Source organism: Rhizobium sp. L51/94, from assembly GCF_019355555.1.
GTDB classification, from domain to species: Bacteria; Pseudomonadota; Alphaproteobacteria; order Rhizobiales; family Rhizobiaceae; genus Rhizobium; species Rhizobium rhododendri.
In genome coordinates this window covers 1497906-1521481 of the sequence record NZ_CP072141.1, presented here as the reverse complement: position 1 = coordinate 1521481, position 23576 = coordinate 1497906, and the positions used below count along the sequence as shown (strand labels likewise).

The 23576-nt window shown below is 59.9% G+C and carries 25 protein-coding genes; 4 read left to right on the top strand and 21 right to left on the bottom strand.

Translation table 11 applies throughout. From position 1 onward, the window contains the following. Positions 1–167 precede the first annotated feature (167 nt). The 3 genes from J5274_RS07430 to J5274_RS07420 all read left to right on the top strand — a co-directional run bounded on the left by J5274_RS07430 (position 168) and on the right by J5274_RS07420 (position 1555). Positions 168–536 (top strand): VOC family protein, encoded by a 369-nt coding sequence (locus J5274_RS07430; protein WP_142824039.1) that lies wholly within the window; start codon positions 168–170, stop codon positions 534–536. A 232-nt stretch (positions 537–768) separates the two neighbouring features. Continuing rightward, complete coding sequence (locus J5274_RS07425; RefSeq protein ID WP_111217881.1) at positions 769–969, top strand: hypothetical protein; 201 nt, start codon at positions 769–771, stop codon at positions 967–969. 121 nt (positions 970–1090) lie between these two features. Next, complete coding sequence (locus J5274_RS07420; RefSeq protein WP_142824038.1) at positions 1091–1555, top strand: GNAT family N-acetyltransferase; 465 nt, start codon at positions 1091–1093, stop codon at positions 1553–1555. Positions 1556–1627: 72 nt separating this feature from the next. Here J5274_RS07420 and J5274_RS07415 read toward each other — a convergent pair whose 3' ends face one another. The 6 genes from J5274_RS07415 to J5274_RS07390 form a co-directional block, all read right to left on the bottom strand. Further along, positions 1628–2038 carry a hypothetical protein gene (locus tag J5274_RS07415; protein WP_202617128.1) on the bottom strand — a complete coding sequence of 137 codons (411 nt, stop codon included), beginning with the start codon at positions 2036–2038 and terminating at the stop codon, positions 1628–1630. A 110-nt stretch (positions 2039–2148) separates the two neighbouring features. After that, entirely contained in the window at positions 2149–3243 is a 1095-nt protein-coding gene (locus J5274_RS07410) for an ABC transporter ATP-binding protein (RefSeq protein ID WP_142824037.1), read from the bottom strand. Positions 3244–3267: 24 nt separating this feature from the next. Then, a complete protein-coding gene (locus tag J5274_RS07405; protein WP_142824036.1) occupies positions 3268–4920 on the bottom strand; it encodes an alpha-glucosidase in 1653 nt (550 codons plus the stop codon). 36 nt (positions 4921–4956) lie between these two features. Beyond that, on the bottom strand, positions 4957–6120 hold the full coding sequence (locus J5274_RS07400) for a carbohydrate ABC transporter permease (protein ID WP_142829234.1): 1164 nt from the start codon (positions 6118–6120) through the stop codon (positions 4957–4959). A gap of 1 nt (position 6121) precedes the next feature. Beyond that, a complete protein-coding gene (locus J5274_RS07395) occupies positions 6122–7138 on the bottom strand; it encodes a carbohydrate ABC transporter permease (RefSeq protein WP_142824452.1) in 1017 nt (338 codons plus the stop codon). Between the two features lie 120 nt (positions 7139–7258). Further along, on the bottom strand, positions 7259–8620 hold the full coding sequence (locus J5274_RS07390; RefSeq protein ID WP_142824034.1) for an ABC transporter substrate-binding protein: 1362 nt from the start codon (positions 8618–8620) through the stop codon (positions 7259–7261). Between the two features lie 317 nt (positions 8621–8937). Between J5274_RS07390 and J5274_RS07385 the strand changes: the two genes are divergently transcribed. Beyond that, positions 8938–9963 (top strand): LacI family DNA-binding transcriptional regulator, encoded by a 1026-nt coding sequence (locus J5274_RS07385; protein ID WP_142824033.1) that lies wholly within the window; start codon positions 8938–8940, stop codon positions 9961–9963. Between the two features lie 7 nt (positions 9964–9970). Here the strand turns inward: J5274_RS07385 and folD are convergent, their stop codons facing one another. The 15 genes from folD to J5274_RS07310 form a co-directional block, all read right to left on the bottom strand. Beyond that, a complete protein-coding gene (gene folD, locus J5274_RS07380) occupies positions 9971–10870 on the bottom strand; it encodes a bifunctional methylenetetrahydrofolate dehydrogenase/methenyltetrahydrofolate cyclohydrolase FolD (protein WP_142824032.1) in 900 nt (299 codons plus the stop codon). A gap of 118 nt (positions 10871–10988) precedes the next feature. Further along, positions 10989–12914, bottom strand: coding sequence for a hypothetical protein (locus J5274_RS07375; RefSeq protein ID WP_219274897.1), 1926 nt, complete (start codon positions 12912–12914; stop codon positions 10989–10991). A 136-nt stretch (positions 12915–13050) separates the two neighbouring features. Further along, complete coding sequence (locus tag J5274_RS07370) at positions 13051–13596, bottom strand: flagellar basal body-associated FliL family protein (protein WP_142824030.1); 546 nt, start codon at positions 13594–13596, stop codon at positions 13051–13053. Beyond that, positions 13593–13961 carry a hypothetical protein gene (locus tag J5274_RS07365; protein ID WP_111217407.1) on the bottom strand — a complete coding sequence of 123 codons (369 nt, stop codon included), beginning with the start codon at positions 13959–13961 and terminating at the stop codon, positions 13593–13595. The genes J5274_RS07370 and J5274_RS07365 overlap by 4 nt, the downstream gene beginning before the upstream one ends. Before the next feature lie 13 nt (positions 13962–13974). Further along, complete coding sequence (locus tag J5274_RS07360; protein WP_111217405.1) at positions 13975–14574, bottom strand: rod-binding protein; 600 nt, start codon at positions 14572–14574, stop codon at positions 13975–13977. Between the two features lie 31 nt (positions 14575–14605). Further along, positions 14606–15025, bottom strand: coding sequence for a hypothetical protein (locus J5274_RS07355; RefSeq protein WP_142824029.1), 420 nt, complete (start codon positions 15023–15025; stop codon positions 14606–14608). 15 nt (positions 15026–15040) lie between these two features. Next, positions 15041–15793, bottom strand: coding sequence for a flagellar biosynthetic protein FliR (fliR, locus tag J5274_RS07350; RefSeq protein WP_142824028.1), 753 nt, complete (start codon positions 15791–15793; stop codon positions 15041–15043). Beyond that, entirely contained in the window at positions 15790–17877 is a 2088-nt protein-coding gene (gene flhA, locus J5274_RS07345; RefSeq protein ID WP_142824027.1) for a flagellar biosynthesis protein FlhA, read from the bottom strand. Before flhA ends, fliR begins: the two co-directional genes overlap by 4 nt. A 124-nt stretch (positions 17878–18001) precedes the next feature. Continuing rightward, positions 18002–18268, bottom strand: coding sequence for a flagellar biosynthesis protein FliQ (gene fliQ / locus J5274_RS07340; RefSeq protein WP_111216865.1), 267 nt, complete (start codon positions 18266–18268; stop codon positions 18002–18004). Positions 18269–18379: 111 nt separating this feature from the next. Further along, positions 18380–18895 (bottom strand): flagellar hook assembly protein FlgD, encoded by a 516-nt coding sequence (gene flgD, locus J5274_RS07335; RefSeq protein WP_142824026.1) that lies wholly within the window; start codon positions 18893–18895, stop codon positions 18380–18382. Continuing rightward, positions 18886–19335 carry a flagellar biosynthesis repressor FlbT gene (gene flbT, locus J5274_RS07330; RefSeq protein WP_111216862.1) on the bottom strand — a complete coding sequence of 150 codons (450 nt, stop codon included), beginning with the start codon at positions 19333–19335 and terminating at the stop codon, positions 18886–18888. The genes flgD and flbT overlap by 10 nt, the downstream gene beginning before the upstream one ends. Then, positions 19332–19679, bottom strand: coding sequence for a flagellar biosynthesis regulator FlaF (gene flaF, locus J5274_RS07325; RefSeq protein WP_111216860.1), 348 nt, complete (start codon positions 19677–19679; stop codon positions 19332–19334). The genes flbT and flaF overlap by 4 nt, the downstream gene beginning before the upstream one ends. 37 nt (positions 19680–19716) lie before the next feature. Beyond that, complete coding sequence (locus J5274_RS07320) at positions 19717–20775, bottom strand: flagellar hook-associated family protein (RefSeq protein ID WP_142824025.1); 1059 nt, start codon at positions 20773–20775, stop codon at positions 19717–19719. 11 nt (positions 20776–20786) lie between these two features. Beyond that, the gene (gene flgK / locus J5274_RS07315; protein WP_142824024.1) at positions 20787–22253 is read right to left on the bottom strand and encodes a flagellar hook-associated protein FlgK; all 1467 of its coding nucleotides are present in this window, start codon (positions 22251–22253) and stop codon (positions 20787–20789) included. A gap of 21 nt (positions 22254–22274) precedes the next feature. Continuing rightward, the gene (locus J5274_RS07310) at positions 22275–23540 is read right to left on the bottom strand and encodes a flagellar hook protein FlgE (protein ID WP_142824023.1); all 1266 of its coding nucleotides are present in this window, start codon (positions 23538–23540) and stop codon (positions 22275–22277) included. Positions 23541–23576: the final 36 nt, after the last annotated feature.

Below are 23576 nucleotides of genomic sequence, written 5' to 3'. Positions count from 1 at the left end.
GCCCATTATCCGTGCCGTTCCGCCGCGCTGCCAGGACAGGTAGATCATAGAACTTGGCTGGCCTACCATCGCCGAGCCGTCCAGCGTCTGCCTGTTGTCCCTCGGCAGACATCGGGCCTATCTTTGCGTAGGGTGATCCCGTTCAATACGAAAGGCGGAGGGGTTCAATGGCCGTCATTGGGATCGACCATATTCAACTGGCAATGCCTGCGGGACAGGAACAAGTCGCCCGGGCGTTTTACAGCGGCGTGCTCGGGTTGCCAGAGTTGGAAAAGCCGCTCCATCTCGCGTCAAGAGGTGGCTGCTGGTTTGGAATGGAGAAACTCAAAATCCATCTCGGTGTCGAGCATGATTTCGTACCCGCGAAGAAGGCCCATCCCGGGCTTCTCGTGGATGACCTCGCAAGTTTATGCCATACCCTGCAGAATGCCGGCTATGAGACCACGTCGGACCAGCCGCTCGAGGGATTTACGCGAGTGTATGTGAACGATCCTTTCGGCAACCGAATAGAATTGATGCAAGTCTCTGCCAAATAGGTCAGCTGCCACACGCCAAAACCGGCAGAACTCTTGGCATCTCCAAACAAGCCGACCGGCCGCAGCGCGTCAATTGACCAAAGCGCGGCAGGCTTTTATACACGGACTTCTGACGGAACCCGGGACGGCTTCGACATTGTCTTTCCAGATCAATGGTGCCGTTCGGAACGTGCATTCGACCACGTAGCGCCGCTGTCTGCATCGGCCATGGAGAAACGACATTATCAAGATCATGGTTTTGCTACACAGCGCCGAAGGCCTGGATTGGCAGTCTCCCCCCAAGGGTACCGGCCTGAAGACATTGAAGGAGGCCGAAGAGCAAGGCTTCATCACGATTCGCGGCGAATTTCAGAAGCGTGAGTTCCGGCTGACCGCGCGCGGCGCCGAATATGTCGAGCGTGACAAGCGTCGCCTGGCAGCGCGCAGGCTCTGAGGCGGGGCTGTCGGAATAGGCATAACTTGTTTGCCAGGTTGGCGATGTCGGAGCGTCATCTCATTTTTGCAAAGTGACCGTAAGTGCATGCCGACCCCACGCGATCATCGGCAGAGCTTTTATGACCCTTACCTTCGTGACGACGAAAGAGCGCCCGGACCTCGTGCACACGACCGGCACCTGGCGATGGGAGGCATTCTTCCAGGGTGGCACAGTTACGCACGAAGAGATGTTGAAGCGCGAAATCGATGGGGCGAGTGTTTCGGAATTGATGCCGACCGTCCTTGTCATGCTCGAAAACGAAGTGCCGGTTGCGATGTCAGCCCTTTGCCTGGATGACCTGGAAGGACGCCCCGAGCTTAATCCATGGCTGGCTGGTGTCTACGTCGACAGGCCGCATAGGGGCCGAGGGCATGGTGCGCGCATGATAGCCGAGCTTGAATCGCTCGCTCGGCGTGAAGGCATCCTGCGTCTGACGCTATACACGTCCCATGCTGCGGGCTTTTACATGAAGTCCGGTTGGGCGACCATCGAGACCTTCGAAAACACCGGCAGGACATACTCGATCATGCAAAAGGGATTGTAGACTCCAACCGCGCCAAGTCTCGACCGCCGGGACATTTTCCGCCAGCACGCCAAACCCGCTCCGCTGCCAGCCTTAACCCCTGATATCCAGCACATGGTTTCGGTGAGCCGGGTGGGTGCTGTAGACGAATATCTTGTTCATTTCCTTTTCGCTCAGCAGCGACAGGAAGCGCACCTCGACTGTGTTGTTGGGGAAAACCTTCATCAGAACGCAGCCGACCTTGTTGATGCGCGCGTCCGGGATATCGAGATAGAATTGCTTCGGCAGGTTATACTGCGTCAGGATCGCCAGAATGGCGCCGCTCATGGAAATCTTGACGATGTCGCAGCGGCGTGAGGCCAGGTGCATCACGCCTTTTTCGGTGTATTCGATCCGTGCCGCATTCATCGTGTCCTGCATCTTGTAGCGACCTTCGCGGTCGTACATGAAGGACTCTTCCTTGTTCAGGAAATGGTTCTGCTGTTTCGGCACGGATGCTGCCATGATCGTGAGCCTTCAAATGTTACGGCGTGCTTCAAGAATAGCAGCCGTTATTTAACACTTTGTTAGATGTGCGAGGCTGACGTCGCGAAAGTTGCAAAATGCCCATCGCCTTATCGCGTCCGGCGATAGGTCTTTCCCTCGCTGTCGAAGAGATGCAGCTTTTCCTTGTCGGCAATGAAGCGCATCTTCTGGCCGCGCTCGACAGGGGCAATACCGGGCAGTTTGGCGACGATCGGCTCGCCGTCGACGAGACCTTCGATGTAGAGCAACGTCACCTCGCCCAAGGCCTCGACGATCGCTACCTCACCCTCGAACAGGTAGTCGTCGCCCTCTGCCAGCCGCAGGTCTTCAGGGCGCACACCGAAACTTGCCGTGCCACCCTTGTCAGATGCATCGGTAGAAATATCGAGCGTTACCGACTTGCCGCCCTTCAGCGTCACCACGGTCGATACGCCTGCCTCGGCGATCGTTGCCGGGATGATGTTCATGGCGGGCGAGCCGATGAATTTGGCAACGAACAGATTGGCCGGACGCTCGTAGAGTTCCAGCGGCGGGCCGACCTGCTCGATGCGGCCGGCCGACAGCACCACGATACGGTCGGCAAGGGTCATCGCCTCCACCTGGTCATGGGTGACATAGATCATCGTCGTATCCGGCATGGAATCGTTCAGCCGGGCGATCTCGATGCGGGTGGCGACGCGCAGCGCAGCGTCGAGGTTCGACAGTGGCTCATCGAACAGGAAGACTTTCGGATTGCGGCAGATGGCGCGGCCGATAGCGACTCGCTGGCGCTGGCCGCCGGAGAGCGCCTTCGGCAGGCGGTCGAGATATTGCGTCAGCTGCAGCTTGTCGGCCGCCGCGCGCACACGGCGGTCGATCTCCTGCTTGCTCTCATGGGCAATGCGCATGCCGAACGCCATGTTGTCGTAAACAGTCATATGCGGATAGAGCGCATAGGACTGGAACACCATGGCGATGCCGCGCCGCGAGGGCGGCACCTGGTTGACGACGCGACCGTCTATGATCATCTCGCCGCCGGTAATGCTTTCCAGACCGGCAATCATCCGCAGCAACGTCGACTTGCCGCAGCCGGACGGCCCGACGAAGACAATGAATTCGCCGTGGGCGATTTCAAGGTCGATGCCGTGCAGCACATTCACCGCGCCGTAGGATTTCCGGATATCCTTCAGAACCAGTCCAGTCATCGCAAGCCCCTCCCGTTCTTGTCTTTAGGCGAGGCGCGCGAAATACGCGCCCCAGGCCGGAATATCGATTTTATTGCCGTAAATTTCGCTGGCGAAACCATGGCCGGCCAGCGCTTCCCACGCACCCTCCGGCAGTTCAGCCGATCCATCCGAGGCGCTCATGTTGAAGACGCAGAGGATCGTCTCGTTGCCGAACGTGCGCGTGTAAAGCATCACGTCATCCTGCGGCGGATAGAAGGAAATCTCGCCGCTGGCGAAGGCCGGGTGCTGTTTGCGGAACGCGAGGAAACGGCGGTAGTGCTCGAGCACCGAGTTTTCATCGCCGCTCTGGACGCTGACGGCGCGCAGGATATGTTCGACAGGCACCGGCAACCATGGCTTTTCCGTCGAGAACCCGCCCTGCACGACCTGGCTGTCCCAGACCATGGGCGTGCGGCAACCGTCGCGGCCCTTGAATTCCGGCCAGAACTGGATGCCGTAGGGATCCTGCAGGTCCTGAAAGGCGATCTCGGCTTCGGTCAGGCCGAGCTCTTCCCCCTGGTACAGGCAGACGGAGCCGCGCAGCGTCATCAGGATCGCCGAATATTGCTTGGCGAAGGCTTCACGGTCGGCCACCAGGCTGCCCCAGCGGCTGACATGGCGCACGACGTCATGGTTGGAAAACGCCCAGCAGGCCCAGCCATCCGGTGCCGCCGCGCCGAAATCCTTCATGACCTCCTCGATTCGAGCCGGCGTCAGGGCGTCTGGCGCCAGGAATTCGAAGGCGTAGCACATGTGCATCTTGTCATCGCCGGAGGTATATTCGCCGACAATCTCCAGGCCACGCTGGCTGTCGCCAACCTCGCCGACGGCTGCAATCGCCGGAAACTCTTCCAGCACAGCGCGGAAGCGCTTGAGGAAGGCGATATTTTCCGGGCGGTTCTTGTCGTAGATGTGCTCCTGGAAGTTATACGGATTGACCGCCGGGGCCGTCGAGGCGTTGCGGCGGGAGGGAGCCAACGCCGGATTGTCGCGCAGCTCGCGGTCGTGAAAATAGAAATTGATGGTGTCGAGGCGGAAGCCGTCGACGCCGCGCTCGAGCCAGAATCGGACGACCTGCAGCAGGCGATCCTGGACCTCCGGATTATGGAGATTGAGATCCGGCTGCGAGGTCAGGAAGTTGTGCATGTAGTATTGCATGCGGGTCGGATCCCAGGCCCAGGCCGAACCGCCGAAGATCGACAGCCAGTTGTTGGGTGGCGTGCCGTCGGGCTTGGCGTCCGACCAGACATACCAGTCGGATTTAGGGTTATCCTGGCTGGAGCGGCTTTCGACGAACCACGGGTGGCGATCGGAGGAGTGGGAGATGACAAGGTCGATCATCACCTTGATGCCGAGCCGATGGGCTTCGGCGATCAGCGAATCGAAATCGGCGAGCGTGCCGAAGATCGGGTCGACGTCCTCGTAGTCAGAGACGTCATAGCCGAAGTCGCGCATCGGCGACATGAAGAAGGGCGACACCCAGATGGCGTCGGCGCCGAGCGAGGCGACGTGCGGCAAGCGGGCGGCGATGCCCTTGAGATCGCCGATGCCGTCGCCGTTGGAGTCCTGGAACGAGCGCGGATAGATCTGGTAGATCACAGCACCGCGCCACCAGTTCTTGTCGGCCGTCGTGATCGATGGAGTAGCAATAGTCATTCCCGGGAGATCCTGTTTGAATGCGAATTGTAGGCGTCAGCCGCCCTTGACAGATCCGGCCAGCAGACCGCGCACCAGGTAGCGCTGCAAACCGAAGAAGACGAGGAGCGGAACTATGATGGTGACGAAGGCCGAGGCCGTCAGGATTTCCCAGTTGCCGCCGCGCGAGCCGAGCAGGGCATTGAGGCTGCCGGTCAGTACCAGCTGGTCCTTGGCGGTGCCGAGGAAGACCATGGCGATCAGAAGGTCGTTCCACACCCAGAGGAACTGGAAGATCGCGAAGGAGGCGAGCGCCGGAAAGGACAGCGGCAGGATGATCTTGACGAAGATGTCGAAATCGCTGGCGCCGTCGACGCGGGCGGATTCGATGATCTCCTTCGGCAGGCCGGCAATGTAGTTGCGCAGCAGATAGATGGCGAGCGGCATGCCGAAGGCCGTATGGGCAAGCCAGATGCCGGGATAGGTTTTCGAGGGCACGCCGAGGAAAGAGCCGATGTCGTTATAGAGCCGCAGCAGAGGGATCAGCGACATCTGCAGCGGCACGACGATCAGCCCGACTACCAGCGCAATCATCAGCGATCGGCCGGGAAACTCCATCCAGGCCAGCGCATACGCGGCGAAGGCGGCGATCAGGATCGGGATGATGGTGGCTGGGATGGTGACGGTCAGCGAATTGATGAAAGACTGGCCGATCCCCTCGCCCGTCACCACCGACTTGAAGTTTTGCAGCGTGAAGGCCGGCGGCGAGGCGACGGAGATATATATGCGCTTGCCGCGCGTGTCGTCGAAGGCGGCGTTCTTGGTGTATTTGTAGCTGCCGTCCGTGTTGATCAGCAAAGTTTCGCCGTTACCGATATCGGCAGGCTCGCCGGCCTTGAAGGCTGAGGGGTCCTGCGCCTTGACGCCGAACGCACTGACCTTGCCGAGCGAACCCGCATTCGAAAAGACCGAGCCTGAGATGACGTAGTTTGTACCGTCCTGCTGCTGCTTGTCTGCAGCGTCGAGCCGTACTGCTGTCGTCTGTGAGGAGCCGTAAAAGGCCGTCCACCAGCCGGAGACGGTAATCTGATCCTTGTCGCGCAATGCGGTGACGAAGATGCCGAGTGTCGGCACCAACCAGACGATGACGATCAAAAGCACCATGGCGTGGAAGAACAGCCGGGCTGGGCCAATGCTGAAGAAGCTCCTGTCGAAGGTCATCTCAGTGCTCTCCCGTTTCCTGGTTGGCGCGCCGGACGTTCCAGATCATGATCGGCATGACGGCGACCATGATGATGAGGGCGATAACGGCGCTACGGCCGCTGTCGCCACCGCCACGGAACATCCAGTTGAACATCAGGTTGGCGAGTACCATCGAGTCCCACTGACCGTTGGTCATGGTGAGAACGATGTCGAAGACTTTCAGCACGAGGATGGTGATCGTCGTCCAGACGACGGCGATCGTTCCCCAGATCTGCGGCACCATGATCTTCCAGAAGATCTGCCAGCCGTTGGCGCCATCGATGACGGCAGCCTCGATGGTCTCCTCCGGGATGCCACGCAGGGCTGCCGACAGGATGACCATCGCAAAGCCGGTCTGGATCCAGATGAGGATGATCATCAGGAAGAAGTTGTTCCAGAAGGGAATGGAGATCCAGACCTCAGGCGTGCCGCCGAACAACTGCACGATGGCGTTCAGCAGGCCGATCTGGGTGTCGTTGCCACCACGATATTCGTAGATGAACTTCCAGATGACGGAGGCGCCGACGAAGGAGATGGCCATCGGCATGAAGACGATGCTTTTCGCGATATTTCCCCACCAGATCCGGTCGGTCATCACTGCGATGACGAGGCCGAAGAAGGTGCAGGCGGCCGGCACGACGGCCAACCAAAGGATGTTGTTGAAAATGGCCTGGTGGAACTCGCGGTCACCGATTGCCCACTGGTAATTGGCGAGCCCGACATATTGCTCGCCGCCCTTGTCGTAGAAGGACAGGATGAACGTGGCAACGACCGGGTAGACGAGATAGACGACCAGCAACAGCAGTGCCGGCCCGATGAACAGCCAGGGGCGGATGATCGAGCGACGCCGCAGATTGCGTGATGCGACGAAAACGTCGTCGCCATCCCGGGCCGGGAATGCGAAATCGAGCAACTTGTTGGAAAACAGGAAATAGGCGGCGCAGGCGGCGACGCCCAGAACCACGGCGCCCAGTGCCGAAGCGATCTGCCAGATCATAAGTCCCTCCCCTTGCGCATTTGATTGCTGCTTGTGGCGGCCGCCATCGTCGTCCTCCCCGACGCTGGCGGCCATCCTGACCGCCGCCGGATACCGGCGGCGGCTTTTCAGATGAGGGTCTTACTTGATGCCGTCCCAGGCTTTCTGGATATCGTCTGCCGAGGCCTGTGCGGACTTGCCGCCGACGAAATCCACCATGCCGGTCCAGAAGGCGCCGGCGCCGATCTTGCCCGGCATCAGGTCCGATCCGTCGAAACGGAAGGCTGTGGCCGAAGTCAGAAGCTCGCCTTCCTTCTTCAGCGTGTAGTTGGCGTAGGCACCGGTGTTGACGGCCTTGTAGGGCGTCAGGAAGCCGGATTGTGCCATCCACACTTCATGGGCGATAGGCGTCTGCAGGAATTCGATGAAAGCACGGGCGGCCTTCGAATCCTTGGTGATCGCAGCCAGAGTACCGGCGCCGAGAACCGGCTTGCCGAGCTCAGGATGCGAGGCATAGGGCGGGAAGTAGAAGAAGTCGGCGTCCTGCCCGAGCTTCGTTCCCTCAGGGAAGAAAGACGGGATGAACGAAGCCTGCTTGTGCAGATAGCACTTCGGCGGCACCGAAAAGAGGCCTTTCGGGCTGTCGCGGAAATCGGTCGAGGCAACGGCTGCAACGCCACCGTCGACATATTTCGCGTTCTTGGCGAACTTGCCGAATTCCTCGATAGCCCCCACGACCTTCGGATCGTTGAACTTCAGCTCGTTGGTGGTCCACTTGTCGTAGTCGGTCGGAGACTGCGTGCGCAGCATCAGATCCTCGATCCAGTCGGTTGCCGGCCAGCCGGTCGCGCCGCCCGATCCGAGCCCGATGCACCACGGCACGCCGCCGTCCTTGACGATCTGGTCGGAGAGCTTGATCAGATCTTCCATCGTCTTCGGCACGTTATAGCCGGCTTCCTCGAAGTTTTCCGGCACGTACCAGACGAGCGACTTCAGGTCGGCCTTGTAGGGGAAGGCGTAGAAGGCATCCTTGCCGTCCTTACCCTTGTAGGTGCCGTAGCTGACCCAGCTGTCGCCGGCGCCGTAGTTGGTCTTCACCCAGTTGGCCTGGTCGTCGCCGAGCGGCGTCAGGTAGCCCTTGCTGGCGAGATTGGCGAGCAGGCCCGGCTGCGGCAGGATCGCGACATTCGGCGGCGAACCGGCCTGGGTGTCGATGACGATCTGCTGCTCGTAGTTTTCCGACGACGAGTATTTCGCGTCAATGCCGGTAGCTTCGGTAAAATAGGCGAGAACGCTGGCGAACAGCTTTTCGTCTTCGCCACGCCACGGTCCAAAGATCGTGAGCGTCTGGCCCTTCAGATCGGCGTGGGCCGTCTTGAAGGTGTCGTAGCTCTTCCAGTTGAACTTGGAGTCTTCATTCGGCTTAAACTTCAGGTCGGCGGCCGATACGGAGCCGGCCATCACTGCGGCCAAAGCAATGCTCATCAGAAATGATGTCTTCATGTGATTTTCCCTCCCGTCACAATATCCAAAAGCATCTCCCACAAAACAGCGAGTGACACGCTATCCTCAAAGCGCTTTGGCTTGCGAATTCATTCTACTGCGGCTCTCTTGAGTCAAGCGATTTTACGAAACGACGACTGCAGATGCGAAATCTCGCATTGCAACATCGAATAAACGAAATATGACGCGATTTTTCTTGAGTCAAGGATGGCAAAGACATCATAATTGAAAGCGCTTTGGGAGGCGTTTGGGCGGAGCTGCCGGGTTTGGGTGGCCCTTTGTCCACTGTATGGAATGCGCGTGGGGAGGTCATCGGTGTGAACCTGAAACAGCTGTCGCAAATGCTCGGCCTGTCCCAGACGACTGTCAGCCGCGCCCTTAACGGATACCCGGAAGTCAGCCGCGAGACACGCGAAAGGGTGCTGGCCGCTGTCCGCGACACCGGCTATCGACCGAACACGGCGGCGCAACGGCTAGCCACGGGCAAGGCGGGCTCGATCGGGCTCGTCATGCCGACAGCGCCCGGACATCCGTCCGACGTGCATTTCGGAGAATTTCTCACGGGGCTTGGCGAGGAGGCGCTGCGGCACGATTTTCACCTCGTCATCATGCCGGCGCATCCGGAGGATGAAGTGGCGGCCCTGCGGCGCCTGGCGGTCAGTGGCAACGTCGATGCGCTGTTCGTCGCCTATATGCGGGCCGATGATCCGCGCGTCGTCATGCTGAAATCGCTGTCGATTCCTTTCGTTGTACACGGGCGCTCGTTCGGCAGCGAGCCTGACTACCCGTTCGTCGACATCGACAACGAGGCCGCCTTTTACGATGCGGCACGGCTGCTGCTGCAACTCGGGCATCGGAGGTTCGCGCTGATGAACGGGCCGGCCCATCTCGACTTCGCCATGCGCCGTCAAAACGGCGTGGTCGCGGCGCTCGCCGAACGCGGCCTGATGCTTGACGAGACCTCTGTCAGCAACACGCCGATGACCGACGAACAGGGCTTTGTGGCAATGGAGCGTTTCCTGCAGATGACGGAAAGACCGACAGCCATCCTCTGTTCCAGCACCGTTTTGGCGCTGGGTGCGATCCGCGCTGTCAATCAGGCCGGCCTCCGGCTCGGCGAGGATATCTCGCTGATTGCCCATGACGACGTGCTGGCGCTCTTGAAGCCGGAGAATTTCTCGGTGCCGCTGACGACCACCCGTTCATCGCTGCGGGCAGCCGGCGTCCGCGTCGCGGAGCGGTTGATCGGCGGGATCAAGAACCAGGGCCCCTACCCTGAACACGAACTCTGGAAGGCCGAACTTATCGTGCGCGCATCCACGGGGGCCGCACCAGCCTCCTGACGTTGCTTCAGAATGTCGGCGCGGTCCGGCCGGCGCCGCGATAGGCGGCAATCACCGTATTTGCCATCAGCATGGCGATCGTCATCGGGCCGACACCGCCGGGAACGGGTGTGATGACATCAGCGACATCGGCGCATTCGGCAAAGGCGACATCGCCGACCAATCGGGTCTTGCCCTCGCCGCGCTCCGGTGCGGCAATGCGGTTGATGCCGACATCGATCACCGTCGCGCCCGGCTTCACCCAATCGGCCTTGACCATCTCGGGCCGGCCGACGGCCGCTACAAGGATATCGGCGCGGGCGCAGACGGTGGCCAGATCCTTCGTGCGCGAATGAGCGATGGTCACCGTCGCATTGGAATTGAGCAGGAGCTGGGCCATTGGCTTTCCGAACAGATTGGAGCGACCGATGACCACGGCATTGAGACCCGACAGATCGTCACCGTGGGTCTGGCGGACGAAGAGCATGGCGCCGGCTGGCGTGCAAGAGATCAGTCCTGTCGCGAGATCGCCGGTAGCGAGCTTGCCAGCATTGACGACATGCAGGCCGTCGACATCTTTTTCAGGCAGGATAGACTGGATGATCGCGTCCGAATCCAGGTGCTTCGGCAAGGGCAGCTGCACCAGGATGCCGTCGATGGCCGGATCTGCATTGAGAGTTGAAACCAGGGTTGCGAGTTCGTCCTGGCTCGTCTCCAGAGGCAAGGTATGCTGGATTGAATTGAAGCCGCATTCCTTGGCCATGCGGCTCTTGGCGGCGACGTAGGTGTGGCTGGCGGCGTCGTCACCGACGATCACGACCGCAAGGCCGGTTTTTTTGCCGGTTTCCGTTGCCAATACGGATGCAGCCGCCTTCACGGCCTCGATGACCGATGCCGCCACCTGCTTGCCGTCGATTACTGTCGCCACGCGTATTCTCCCGGATATCGATGCCGCGGCAATCTAGCCCTGCCCTGCAGCGGGGATTTGCCTGTCTACGCCCTATGATGTCAAAACACGATATTTGCAAGACGGCGGGAAGACTTGTTCAGCGGCCAGCGGCCTGGCGCCGCGAAGCGTAGTTGGCGACCCTTTCGCGCAGCAAGGCCACATCATCGATGATTGCGGCCAGTGCTGTTTCAGGCTCTGTGCGCCCGGCAACCGGTTCCAGGCGGTCGTTGGCAACAGCGACACTGGCGTCAAAACGTTTCTGCGGCTGATCCAGCGGCACCCGAACCGGCGCCTGATCCTGAGGAAAATCCACCAGTAGATCGACCTTATCGAAATCGACGGCGTGATGGTCGTCCGACGGGCGTCGGAACGATCTCCGGACCAGCAGACGGGCGGCCACGAGCGCCAGCGCGATGGCAAGACCGCCGAGCGCGCTGCGAAGGCTCCGCCATGTCATATCGTCATCGATGGGTGTTGCTGCAGGCACGGCAGGTGTGGTCAGCGCCAGCGGAACCTCGGAGGGCTTCGATTGCGGGGCTGTTTCTTCAGATGCCGTGAGTGCCGCATCATAGGCCTGCCGGGCGGTCTCGACATTCTCCTGCAACCGGCGGAATGCCTCGAGATCGACATCGACCTTCTGGCCATCGAGTTCGGCGAGGCGATCCTTCAACTGTTTCACCTCAGTCGTGGTCGTCTTGACTTCGGCGTCGCTGGCAACCACCAGTTTGCGGATCTCGGCAAGGATCGACGCCCCCAGGGTATCGATGCTCGACTGAGCCGCGATCAGGCGCGGATGGCGCGGGCCGAGCTGCGTCGACAACTGACTGAGCGTGCTCCTCGCCGCTGCATAGCGATTGCGCAGGTCTTCGAGCGCTGCAGGCGAGCCGAGGTCTGGGGAGATCGCACCATCGAGCACGTCGGCCATCCTGACAGATTTGGCCGCTGTCAGGCGGATGGAAGCTGCCTGGACTGCAGCGTTTGCCGTGGCAAGCCGGTTGCCGAGAGCCTCGCGGCTGGCCATCAGATCGGTCGCGGCGGCTATCTTCTCGTCACCGGCACCCGCTTTGAAATTCGCAAGGGCGGAGGTCGCGTCGTCGAAACGCTTGCGGTCGCTTTCGAGCGCAAGCTCAGCCGCGCCGGGCACTGAAGCCAAAGGATTGGTCGCGGCGTCGCGGACGGCGATGTCGGCAAGAAGGTTGGCGATGCGGGCAGACTTTGCCGGATCTTCCGACCGCGCCACAAGCGCAATGGCGCCAGATTGCAGATCGGGAGCGATGGTCAGTCTTTGCTTGAGGGCAAGCTGGGCGCGTGAAAAACTGTCGGCTGCAGCACCGCTGTCGGTGAAGAGGTCCCTGATGACGCTACAGGCCGTCGCCTTTCCGCCGCTGAACTCCGCATCGTGATCCAGTTTCAGGCGCGTCACGACCTGGGCCAGCGCATGCTGCGAGGTGATCCGCTGGAGGGTCGCGTCCATGAAGCCGGGCGTGGTGCGGGCAGCGCCCAGAAACTGCAGGCGGGATTGGGCGGCGTAGTGTGGCGGGGTCGCAAGCATCGTCGGCACGAGAGCACTTCCGGCCGTGACCGCGAGGATGAAGGCTGCAGATCCCCAGGAAATGGCTGCGCGTTTTTGCGGCTCGGAGAGCGACGGAGAGTACTCGGTCGGGGGCTGCAAATCGGCGTCGAAATACGCGGCATCCACCGCTGATGATTCGGCCGACGCAGGCTGAACGGGCGCTGGCTCGTCTATCGCCATGGATTGAGCCGGTTCGTCCATCTCCGGAGCAGCCGGTCGGCTGTCATCGGTGCGCAGGATTTCCCGAATCCGCAGGGCAAGCGGCACTGTCGCTTCCGGCGCAGTGCGGGCACCAGGAGCGGAAACGGGAAAAGGTTCGCCAGCCAGGGACCGCTGCAGGAAATCCAGCAATTCGGCCTGGCTCAGCCCGGATTGGCGGCGGTCGGGAGTAGTGTCGATCCGGTCGTTGTCGGACTGGAACACTCTGTTATTAAAATCGCTCTGTACCATGACGGCCGATCTCGCGCACAGGACCGTCGATCAATCGGCGGCAACTTCGGATGATTAACCGATTGTAAATTTTGATAGGAAAGAAAAGGTTAACAGTCGGCCGCGGCAAGCGACTTTCCACGATTAGCGCGCTGTTTTAGTGCGTTTTCTCAGCCTTCACCGCGTCGCCGCCGGGCGGGGCTTCCGGTGGGACAATCGGTACCGTCTTCATGTTTTTCTTGACAGGCGCGCCCTCGTTGGCGCGCACCTCGTCCTTGGAGAGATAGTCGAGCTGCTCGATCACCACGCTGTCGACATACTCGCCGCCCAGATGGCCGTTCAGGTTCTTCTTGATCTCGTCGCGAAAGGCTTCGACATTGAACGCCTTCGGCTTTGACATATCGATCATCTTGTTGCCGACCAGCAGCGTAAACAAAGCATCCGTCGTCAGGGCCGGCAAAGGTGTTTCGAGATCCTTCGCCTTGTCCTTGTCCATCATGTAGGAAATCTTGGTGATGAAATAGCCGCTGACGCCTGTGTCGCCAATGATCGGGACATTGATCGACTCGCCCTTGACGAATTCCTTGGCAGAAGGCTTGGCATCCGGGCTTGCGGCCGGGGCTGTCGCCATCTGGATGGAAAAGTAGACCGCCACCAAGGTGACGACGCACACCCAAAGGCCTGTGGCGACGAGCTTGATCATCCTGCCTGACGCACCGCGAACTGTTCCTGGGAATAGGTGCCGTCTGCATCGGCATCCTGCACGGCATTCTTCAGAATTTCAGCCACAGCGCGCACGGCTTCCAGATGGGCTTCGACGCGACGCGCGTTAAGCACCAGCTTCTTCTTCAGGCCGTGCAGCTGCTCGATGTGGGCAGCTGCCATTTCAGCGGGGTCGGTATCGCGAAACAGCATCGACAGTTCATAAAGGCAACGGCTCTTGTGGGCGTTGGAGACTTTGAGATCGAATTCCGCGTCCTTGCCGATGCGGTTGTTCTCGTTGTCGATGATCAGTTCCAGCCGGCCCAGGACAGACTTGATCCGGTAGTCGTTCGAAATAATTTCCATAGCCTTGCCCCACTTACACTTTCTGCGACGTCAGGGAATCCTGATTGGTCACGGTCGTACCGGTATTGTCGTTTTCTGCCGACGGCGTTCCGAACGTCTTGCGCTCGAAGTCGTCGATCATGCTGAGTGCCTGCCGCTTGTCGTTGTCGCTCGTCTCGACGTGGTCGGCGCCGGTTCCCCGGGTCTTGGAAAGCTGCTCGTGGTACATCTTCGCTGCGATGCCGACGCCGCCATCCTTGGCCATGGTGTTACCGAGCTGTTCGGCCATCATGCCCTTCCACATTTCACCGGCAGTACCCTTGCCGTAGAGCGTGTCGCTGTTTGGCAGGATGTTCTTGACGAAATTCTGGAGGACCATGGCCTCGAACTTCTGATAGGCGGCAGGCACCTTGCCCGTCGTCGATCGTTCGTTGGCATTGGCGAGACCCGCCTGCGTGCCGGCCTTGTTCAGAACGTCGACCGTCGACGCAAAGCCGTTTCCGGCTTCTGCAAGGCTGGTGGCGGCAAAGGCTGCGCGGTTGGCCTGAAGCTTGGCCTGCGCTGCCTGCAGGTCTGTCGGGTCGGCTGCTCTTACAACATCCAGGACCAAATCACTGGGGGGCGAAATAGCCACGTCACGTTCCTTTCGTATGAACTCGTGACGACTATGGTTTTTGAACCTTGCTGGAGGCTGGTGCGACGGCGGCAAATCGCTGATCGATGATATCGTAGACCGCATTGTCGTCGGATTCGCGTAATTCTGCGGCGCGGGCATCCATCATATGCTCCTCGAGCCGGTCCGCCTTGGTCCGCTCCTTCAGCACATTCATCTCGATAAGCGCCTGCATACCCTCAAGCTGCTGGTCGCGCAGTGTCAGGCGACCCAACCGCCAGGCATATTGCTGGGCAAAGGCCATATGCACTACATCGATCGAGCCGATGGCATCCACCACCTGGTCGATGGAGTGCCCGACCTCGGCGCGCACGCGCATGGCCTCCGCCAGCTCCTGCTCGGCCATCTGCTCCAGATGGCGCTGAACGGCCACGAGACGCTTCAGTTTCTTGGATCGGCTCTGTTCCGCCATTTCGTGCCCTGCCCGCTAATGACCGTTGTAGACGCTGAGGAACGCATCGGAAAACTGGCTGATCATCGCCGCCAGACTGAGATAGAGCATGAAAAGTCCGCCCATCAGCAGATAGGGCGTAGAGATGAAGTAGACCGGGATCTGAGGTGCGAGCTTATTGATGAAGCCGATCGAAACCTGGAACATCAGGCCGTAGATCAGAAAAGGGCTGGCAAGCCGCAGCATGATGTAGGTGGTCGCCTGCAGGGTATCGGTAAAAGAGATCAGCGTCGCCTGCATCTCGATATGACCGCCGAAGGGGATCAGCGTGTAGGAATCGATAAGCGCGCGGAAAACGTAGTGGTGGAAATCCATGATGAAGAGGATCATCAGGCCGCAGAAGGTAATCACGCCGGAAATGGCGGTTTCGCTGCCGTCTTCCACCGGATCGGCACCGCCCGGAGACGTCAAACCGATCATCATGGCGATGATCGTCCCGGCGAACTGCAATCCCAGCGTATAGAGCCGGGCCATCATTCCATACATCACGCCGATCAGCGATTCGGTGGCGATCAGCATCACATATTGCGGCCCACCGAGTGAGGCCTTCGGATAGATAGTGTCCCACAGCACTGGCAGAACCGCCATCGACAGCGCCACCGCCAGCAGCACGCGAATCTGCTGCGGCACGCGGGCCGATGAGAACCCCGGGAGAACCATCACGCAGCCGCCGATGCGACAGAAGCACAAAAAGAGTGCGAGGACGGTCCCCTGAGGGTCTGTAATCATGAAATAGCGCCCAGAATCTTGATCTCGATTCCCTTGGCCAATTCCACATGCGACAGGACAGGCAGCGTCGCAAACAGGCGTTCGATGATCATGCGCACATAGGAGCGTGTTTCCGGCGACGTGACAAGTACGAAAGGCAAGCCCTTGTCCATGAATTCACGGATAACTCGCGTCGCCTGCTCGCTGAATTCCTCGAGATTGCGTGGATCGATGTCGAACTCGATGATTTCGCCCTTTGGATCGCGCTTCAATGCCTGGTGGAACACCAGATCCCATTTCGAGCCCAGCCGCAGGACGCGCAGCACACCATTGTCGGCAAGGTCGCCGCAGAGCTGCTGCGACATGCGGACCCGGACGTGCTCGACGATCTGCTCGGTCTTGCGCACATGCGGCGCCAGTTCGGCGACCGCTTCGAGAATGAGATGCAGGTTGCGGATGGACACGCGCTCGGCAAGCAGCAGCTTCAGCACGGCTTGCAGGCCCGAGTAGGACATGTGCGAGGAGCAGATCTCATCGGCGAGCTTCTTGTATTCCGGGTCGAGGCGATCGATCAGGATCTTGACGTCCTTGTAGGACAGCAGCGCCGGAAGGTTGTTCCGGATGACTTCGCTCATGTGGGTGAGCACCACCGAGACGTTGTCGATCGGCTGGAAGCCTTCGCGCTTGAGGTCTTCCGTGAAGGCTTCGAGGACCGAGACGGCCGGCATGCCGAAGGCTGGTTCGCGGATATCGTCGCCCGGAACGGTCGGCTTGCGGCCGGCGCCGGTGACCACCAGGACTTCGCCCACGCGCAGCAGGTTGGACGCGATGGTCGTGCCGTGGATTCGGATCTGGTAGGATTTGTCGGCAATGGAGATATCGTCGGTGACCTTGATCTCCGGAACCACGAAGCCGTATTGCGAGGCGAACTTCTTGCGCATCTTGCCGACGCGGAATGCCAGTTCCTGATGGGCGCCGAGCAGCCTTGTCGAGACGATCTTGCCGAGTGCCAGCTCGATCTCGGAGGTCTTGAGGACGTTCTTGACCGAATCCTTCTCGAGATCCTTGGACTGGCTGACCTTCTGTTCTTCGGCGTCGCGGCGGAGCTTGTTGAGAGCCTCTGCCTGGCGCGGGATGAACCAGGCGCCGGCGCCCATGATGCCGCCAAGTGTGATGAACGGAATGAACGGAAGTCCGGGCATGATAGCCAGCAGGCACATCATGCCGGCGGCAACGCCGAGCGCACGAGGATAGCCGCTCAGCTGGTTGACGACGGCCTGGTCGGTGGACCCTGACGTGCCGCCGCGCGAAACGAGCAGGCCGGCTGCAAGCGAGATGATCAGCGCCGGCATCTGCGCCACAAGGCCGTCACCGACCGAAAGCTTGACGAACACATCGGCCGCCTGGCCGATCGGCATGCCATGGCGGAAATAGCCGATGATGATGCCGCCGAAGATGTTGATCGAGGTGATGATCAGGCCGGCGACCGCATCGCCGCGCACGAACTTCGACGCACCGTCCATCGCGCCGAAGAAGGAACTCTCCTCTTCCAGCTCCTTGCGCCGGCGCTGTGCCTCTCGCTCGTCGATGAGGCCGGCCGAAAGGTCGGCGTCGATGGCCATCTGCTTGCCGGGAATGGCATCGAGGGTGAAGCGGGCGCCGACTTCAGCGATACGCGTTGCACCCTTGGTGATGACTATGAAGTTGATGGTGATGAGAATCAGGAAGACGATCAGTCCGATGACGAAGTCGCCGGACATGACGAGATTGGCGAAGCCTGCAATAACGCCGCCGGCCGCATAGTCGCCCTCGTAGCCATGGGCCAGGATCACGCGCGTCGTCGCGATATTCAGCGCCAGGCGGGTCATCGTGGCGATCAGAAGAATGGTCGGGAACGACGAGAATTCAAGCGGCTTCTGGATCCACAGCGCGACCATCAGGATGAGGACGGACAGCGCGATCGAGAAAGCCAGGCCCATGTCGATGAGGAACGGCGGGATCGGCAGGAACAGGATGCAGAGCATCGAGACGATGCCGACGGCAAATCCTACGTCGCGGAAACTCGGGGCGACTTTCGGCAGGGGCAGCGAAGGAGGTAACGCCATTCTTCAGGTCCGTCTCTTCATGAGAGGAGGCCGGCGGACGAACCGCTTGCCGTATTCTCCTGTCGAGTTACGGGATGAAGCTTGCGCGAGGATGGCTCACACGCCTGCAGCCCGATCTGGTCCGCTAGAAGCCAGACTGGATACGGGAAAAGACCAGATTAGTGAAAATGCCGATCTGCGAACCGACAAACGGCGCCGTGATGCCGATCGTCACGAAAACAGCGACAATCTTCGGCACGAACGTCAAGGTCGCTTCCTGAACCTGCGTCAGCGCTTGGACGAGCGCAATGACGATGCCGACGATCATCGCTGCGGCAACCGCCGGACCGGCCGATATCAGCACGGTCCAGATCGCCGCCTGAAAGATATCCAATGCATCGGCTTCGTTCATCTCGGCCAATTTCCTGTGTTCAAGGCACGCTCGCCAGCCGCGACCGCGCCAATATATTTTCGGTTTCAGTGGACCTCCACAGCAGGAGTGACTGAAGCCAGATCGAAAGCTCTATTTGGCTGTCGAAGCGGTGTCTGTCGTCGTGCTCGTGCCTGTCGGCTTCACCACTGTTCCGTCGGTGACACTGATTCCCGGCTGTATCAGGACCTTATCGCCGGCAGCGGTAATTGCAAGGATACCGTCCGAATAGACGCTGACTTCCTTGACGACGCCGGTTACCGTGGCATCGGCGCTGACGATCGTCTTGCCGACGTAGCTTGCCGCCTGGGACAGCATCTGGTTCGACAGGACAGTTTCCAGATGGGCGTTCGTCTTGATCTGCTGTTCCACCTGCGAGAAGCTGGCGAGCTGCGAGATCTGCGCGCTGGCGTCCATCGGTGACGTCGGATCCTGCGTCTTCATCTGGGCAATCAGCAGCTGAAGGAAGTCGTTGTAGTTCAGCGATGCGCTTGCCGCCGCAGTCGTCGCGTTGGTTGCTGCGGCGCTGCTTGTCCCCGTGGCGGTAGCAGTTGCCGTGGCCCCCGTCGCGGTAGCACCTGCGACGGTGCTGACTGGTGTTACCGCCATGGTGCGATTTCTCGGCGGATCTGCTCAATGGTGGCAGCCGGCATTTCCGGGCTGTTGAGGATGCTGTCTTCAACGACGTAGAGGCCGCGGATAGACTTCAGTGCATCGAATGCCTTGCCGGTCGCGACCAGCCCGTCGATGCGCTTCAGTTCGGCCAGGACTTCTTCATTCTTGAAGCAGCTGAGCAGCATGACGATCGACTTGCGGAACAGCACCGTCGACTGATCCTTGCCTTCCGGATTGATCAGGATCATCTGGGCGATGAAATAGAGCTGGCGCAATGGAGTCGTTGCGTCCTCGGGCTGGAGAACGTGGTTTTCCAGGAGGAATGTCACGTCGTTCAGGAATTCGAGAGCGACCTTGCGGTCGACGCGCAGCACGGCTCCGTTGATGAAGATCCGTTCGCCGGCTTTAAGCGATATGCGAAGTGTACTTTTCATTTAAGTCCATCCCTGATGATGGTTGTGACGTCGATGATACCCTGGTAGTTTGTCGACTTCCGTCGCCTGATCCTGTCGCATTCCTTCAAGATCCAGATGGCGATAGAGATAAGGTTCGCACGCAGGGTGACATCAAGCTGATTTTCGGGGTTCTTGAGATCCTCGATGAAGGCAACCCAGACACGTCTTGTGTAAAAAAGTGCCTCGATCGATTCTCGACCGTATTTTTCTTTTTGCATCGCAGCCGTCAGAAGAGCGACCGACCGATCAAGGACCTGGCGTTCCCGCTCCTTGGCGTCGGCCACTGCGTCCTGCATGATTTCTGCATATGAGAACTGATACATTCATGCATCCTTCCTGGTCATTACGCCCCTTTGATCATCAAAGGTAATTTACGAGACTCAACTGCTGAATTTTCGAGACTATGGTGTAGGCAGTCTGCAGCTGGGTTTCCAAACTGTTGACCTTGGTAGATGCCTCGTATGGATCGACGCCCTGGAGGTCGACGATCCGGTTGTTGATGATGTCCTTCTGGGCACTGATGGCGTCGTTCGCCTTGGTGACCCGGGACTGCGACAGGCCAAGCTGGCTGGCCTGCGCATTCATGCCGTCGATGCCCTGGCGGGCGAAGCTGATGGCGTTCGTCGTCACCGCGTTCAGCGCCGCCTTGCTGATATCGGTTCCCATCAGCGCCTTTGCGACCGTGGCCGACAGCGCCATGTAGCGCATGCCGGAAGCGTTGCTGTTCGTCGACGTCTCGATCACTTCGGAGTTGTTGATCCGGCTTGTCATGTTCTGGTCGGAAGCACTCGACCAGCTGCTCCAGTTCGGGGCCGGCGACGTGTCGTCCAGGAACATCGGCTGCACCTTGGTGCTGATGAAATCGTTCATCTGGTCGGCAGTCAGGTCGCTCTTGGCAGTCACCGGTGGCGACTGGGCCGCCATGTAGTCTGTGAGTGCCGACTGTATTGCTGCCGTTGCGGCCGTGGTCTGATCGGTGACGGGCTGGACGTCGGTATTGGTGCCCGCAAAGATGTACTGACCGTTCAGCTGCGTGTTTGCGTCGGCAACGAAGGAGGAGATCGTCGATGTTGCCGTGGTCTGGGACAGCGCGATGCTGCTTGCATCTTGATTGCCCTGCAAGGCTACCAGCTGATCCAGGAATGTCTGCGACTGGCTCGTCATATCCGCAAGCCCGCTTTGCGTCGCGGTCATGCGCGCCGCCGCCGTGGAATTGCTGGCCGTAAGCGAGTCGAGACGGGAAACGTCGCGCGTCATGTCGATGCTCTGCGAGATGTTGCCACCCAGCGATACGCCCATGTCGGCATAGACGCCAGTCGTTGCCTCCAGAGAGGCCTTGGTCATCTCGTTCTGCGACTGCTTGATCGTCAGCCGCATGGCGTTCTGAATGGCACTACTTGAGATGGCGGAGAGTTTCATGGCTTAACCCGTCAGTTCAGTTGAAGGAGGGCAGTGAGCATATCGTTGACCGCGCTCAGGATTTTTGTGCCGGCCTTGTAGGACTGCTCGATGTCCATCATCAAAGTGAGTTCTTCGTCGAGGTTGACCCCCGTTCCGTTCGAATAGGCTTCCGTCGAGCGAGACGAGGAAGCTGCCGTATTTTCAGCTGCGGTCGATGCGGCGCTGCGTTCGCTTTCCACCCAGCCGACTGAGTTCGATGCAAAATCCATGATGCTGGAATTGCTGTCGACGCCGGCGCTGGGATCGAAATCTATGGCTGTGCCCATTGCCGTGTCGTAAGCATCCAGCTGCGTTGAATAGCCTGCGTCGCCGGACGTATTGTTGACGTAGTCGGTACCGTTGATACCACCATCGCGCAGAAGGTTCGGGTTGCCGCCCGCCGAGGTAATGACCGCCGGATTGACGGTGATCGAGGCAGCCATGCCGTCGATAACGGTAGCCGATGTCGGCGTGTCGCCCGGATTGCCGCCGGAGTCCGTATAAGTGAACAGGCCCGGGAGCTTGGAACCATCCGTCGTGTTGGTCTCGGAGAACATCGTGACCAGGCCGCGGCCGATCTCGTCCAGTTGCTTCTGATAGGTCGGTGCCTCGACGTCGCGGATCTGAAGCAGAGCCTGCAGCGTACCCTTGGCCGTGGTGTTGGCGCCACTTCCCGGTGCGAGGGCAACGCCGTCGATATAGACGCTGTTGCTGGGGCTACCGGCCGAATAGCCATTGGTCGGGGTGAAGGTGACTGCCCGGGGAAGTGTTTCAAACAGGGTCGCGCCGTCAGACGTATACAGTGCCATGTCGCCGTTAGCGCGATTGACCGTCTTGACCCCTACGATGGAAGAGATCTGCTTGAGGATCGCATCGCGCTGATCGAGCGCGTTGTTGGCGTCTGCGCCCGAGCCCGTCGCCGTCTTGACGGCATCGTTGGCGGTCTGGAACTGGCCGAGCAGTGAGTTCAGCGTACCGACAGTGGTAGCGATTTCCTTGTCGGCATTGGTGCGGATGGTCTGCACCGATGCAGTAGACTGGTTCAGCGAATTTGCAACGTCCTGGGCCGCCGTCACAGCGGCCTGCGCTGTCGTGTTGCTGTTCGGGGCCGCAGCATAAGCCTGGAGAGCCTCTCGGAAATTGGCAAGGTAGGTTGACGGCGCTGTCTCGCTGTCGTTGCCGCCGATCGTCGACTGGATATCGCCGAGGCCGGTCAGAAGCCGCTGCTGGGCGGCATCTGCCGAGGTTGACGCCAGCAGCTGGCGCTGAAGCGAGGGTTCTGCCGAGCGGGCAATCTGTACCACCGTCGCACCGTCGGCGGAGATGGTAGTCATCGCCTGACGTCGGGTGTAATCCGCGTTGCTGGAGTTGGCGATGTTGTTCGACACGACGGCGCTTTGCTTGCCCGTGTTGTTGAAGATCGCCTGCGCGGTATTGAGTGCCTGGGTGAGTGTCATGCTCGGCAGTACCTTAATTTATTATCGGACGAGGTTCACAAGAACGTCCATCAGATCCGAACCGGTCTGAAACACCTTGGAATTCGCCGTATAGCTTTTCTGTGCCTGGATCATCGTCGTCAGTTCGCCGGCGAGATCGACGTTGGATTCTTCCAACGCCCCTGCCTGGATGTAGCCAAGACCGCTCGACTGCGGGAAACCGGTGACCGTCACGCCTGACTGTCCATTGGCGGAGTAAACGTTGCCGCTGAGAACCGTCAGATTGTCCGGGCTCGCCACATTCGCCAGCGGAATGCGATACAGTGGCTTGCTGGTGCCGTCTGCATATTGCGCCGTTACGGTGCCATCGGTGCCGACGGTGACCTTGTTGACTGCGCTCGGTGCCTGACCGTCTGCCTTGCCGGTCGCGCCGAAAGAGGCGGCGAGCTGCGAGAAGCCCGAGATGTCGACAGCGATGTCTTGTGTACCACTGACAGCATTGGGGTCGCTGATGGCAAGCGTACCACCACTGGTAATCTTGCCGCTGGAATCGAAGGCCAACGTCCCGGAGCCGACTGCTGCAGATGAATACGGAAAGGATGACGTGCCGCCGGTGGCGGCATCGGAGCCGCGATAGACCGAGACGTCCCAGGTATCAGCCGCCGTCTTCGTGTAGTAGAAGTCGTACTGCACCTTGTTGCCCTGGGTATCGTAGGCAATCAGCGAAGTCTTCTTGGTATCGGTTGTCACCGGAGCCGTGTTGCTTGCGGGCAAGTTACCGGTGGCGACTGCCGCTGTCGAATCGAGATTGCCGGAGAACGAAGCTGTGGTGGATGCGACAGCCGTCAGGCCCTGGGATTCCGTATTGATTGGCACGAGACCATCAAAGCCGTTGACGACCACCGACGGCGAACCGGAGCCGTAGGAATAACCCATAAGGCTGTAGCCCGCAGCATTGACCAGGTTGCCGTTTGCATCCGGCGAAAAGTCACCGGCGCGTGTCAGGTAAGGGGTTCCGGCCGCATCCTGGACGACGAAAAATCCTTCGCCCTGGATGGCCAAGTCCGTCGTGGACGAGGTGTAGGAGAGACCGCCCTGCTGTGAAATCGCATACTGTACCGAGGTGGCAACACCACCGGAACTGTAAGTGCCGGCCGTGGTCGGCAGGACGAGCGATGAAAAGCTTGTCGACGAGGACTTGTAGCCCGTCGTTGCCGAATTGGCGATGTTGTCGGAGACCGTGCTCAAGCGGTTTGCTTGGGCATTCATCCCCGAAACCGCCGTCTTCATGCTACCGAAAAGACTCATCTGAAATCCTCGTTTTCCCGTTATCGCAAGACTAAT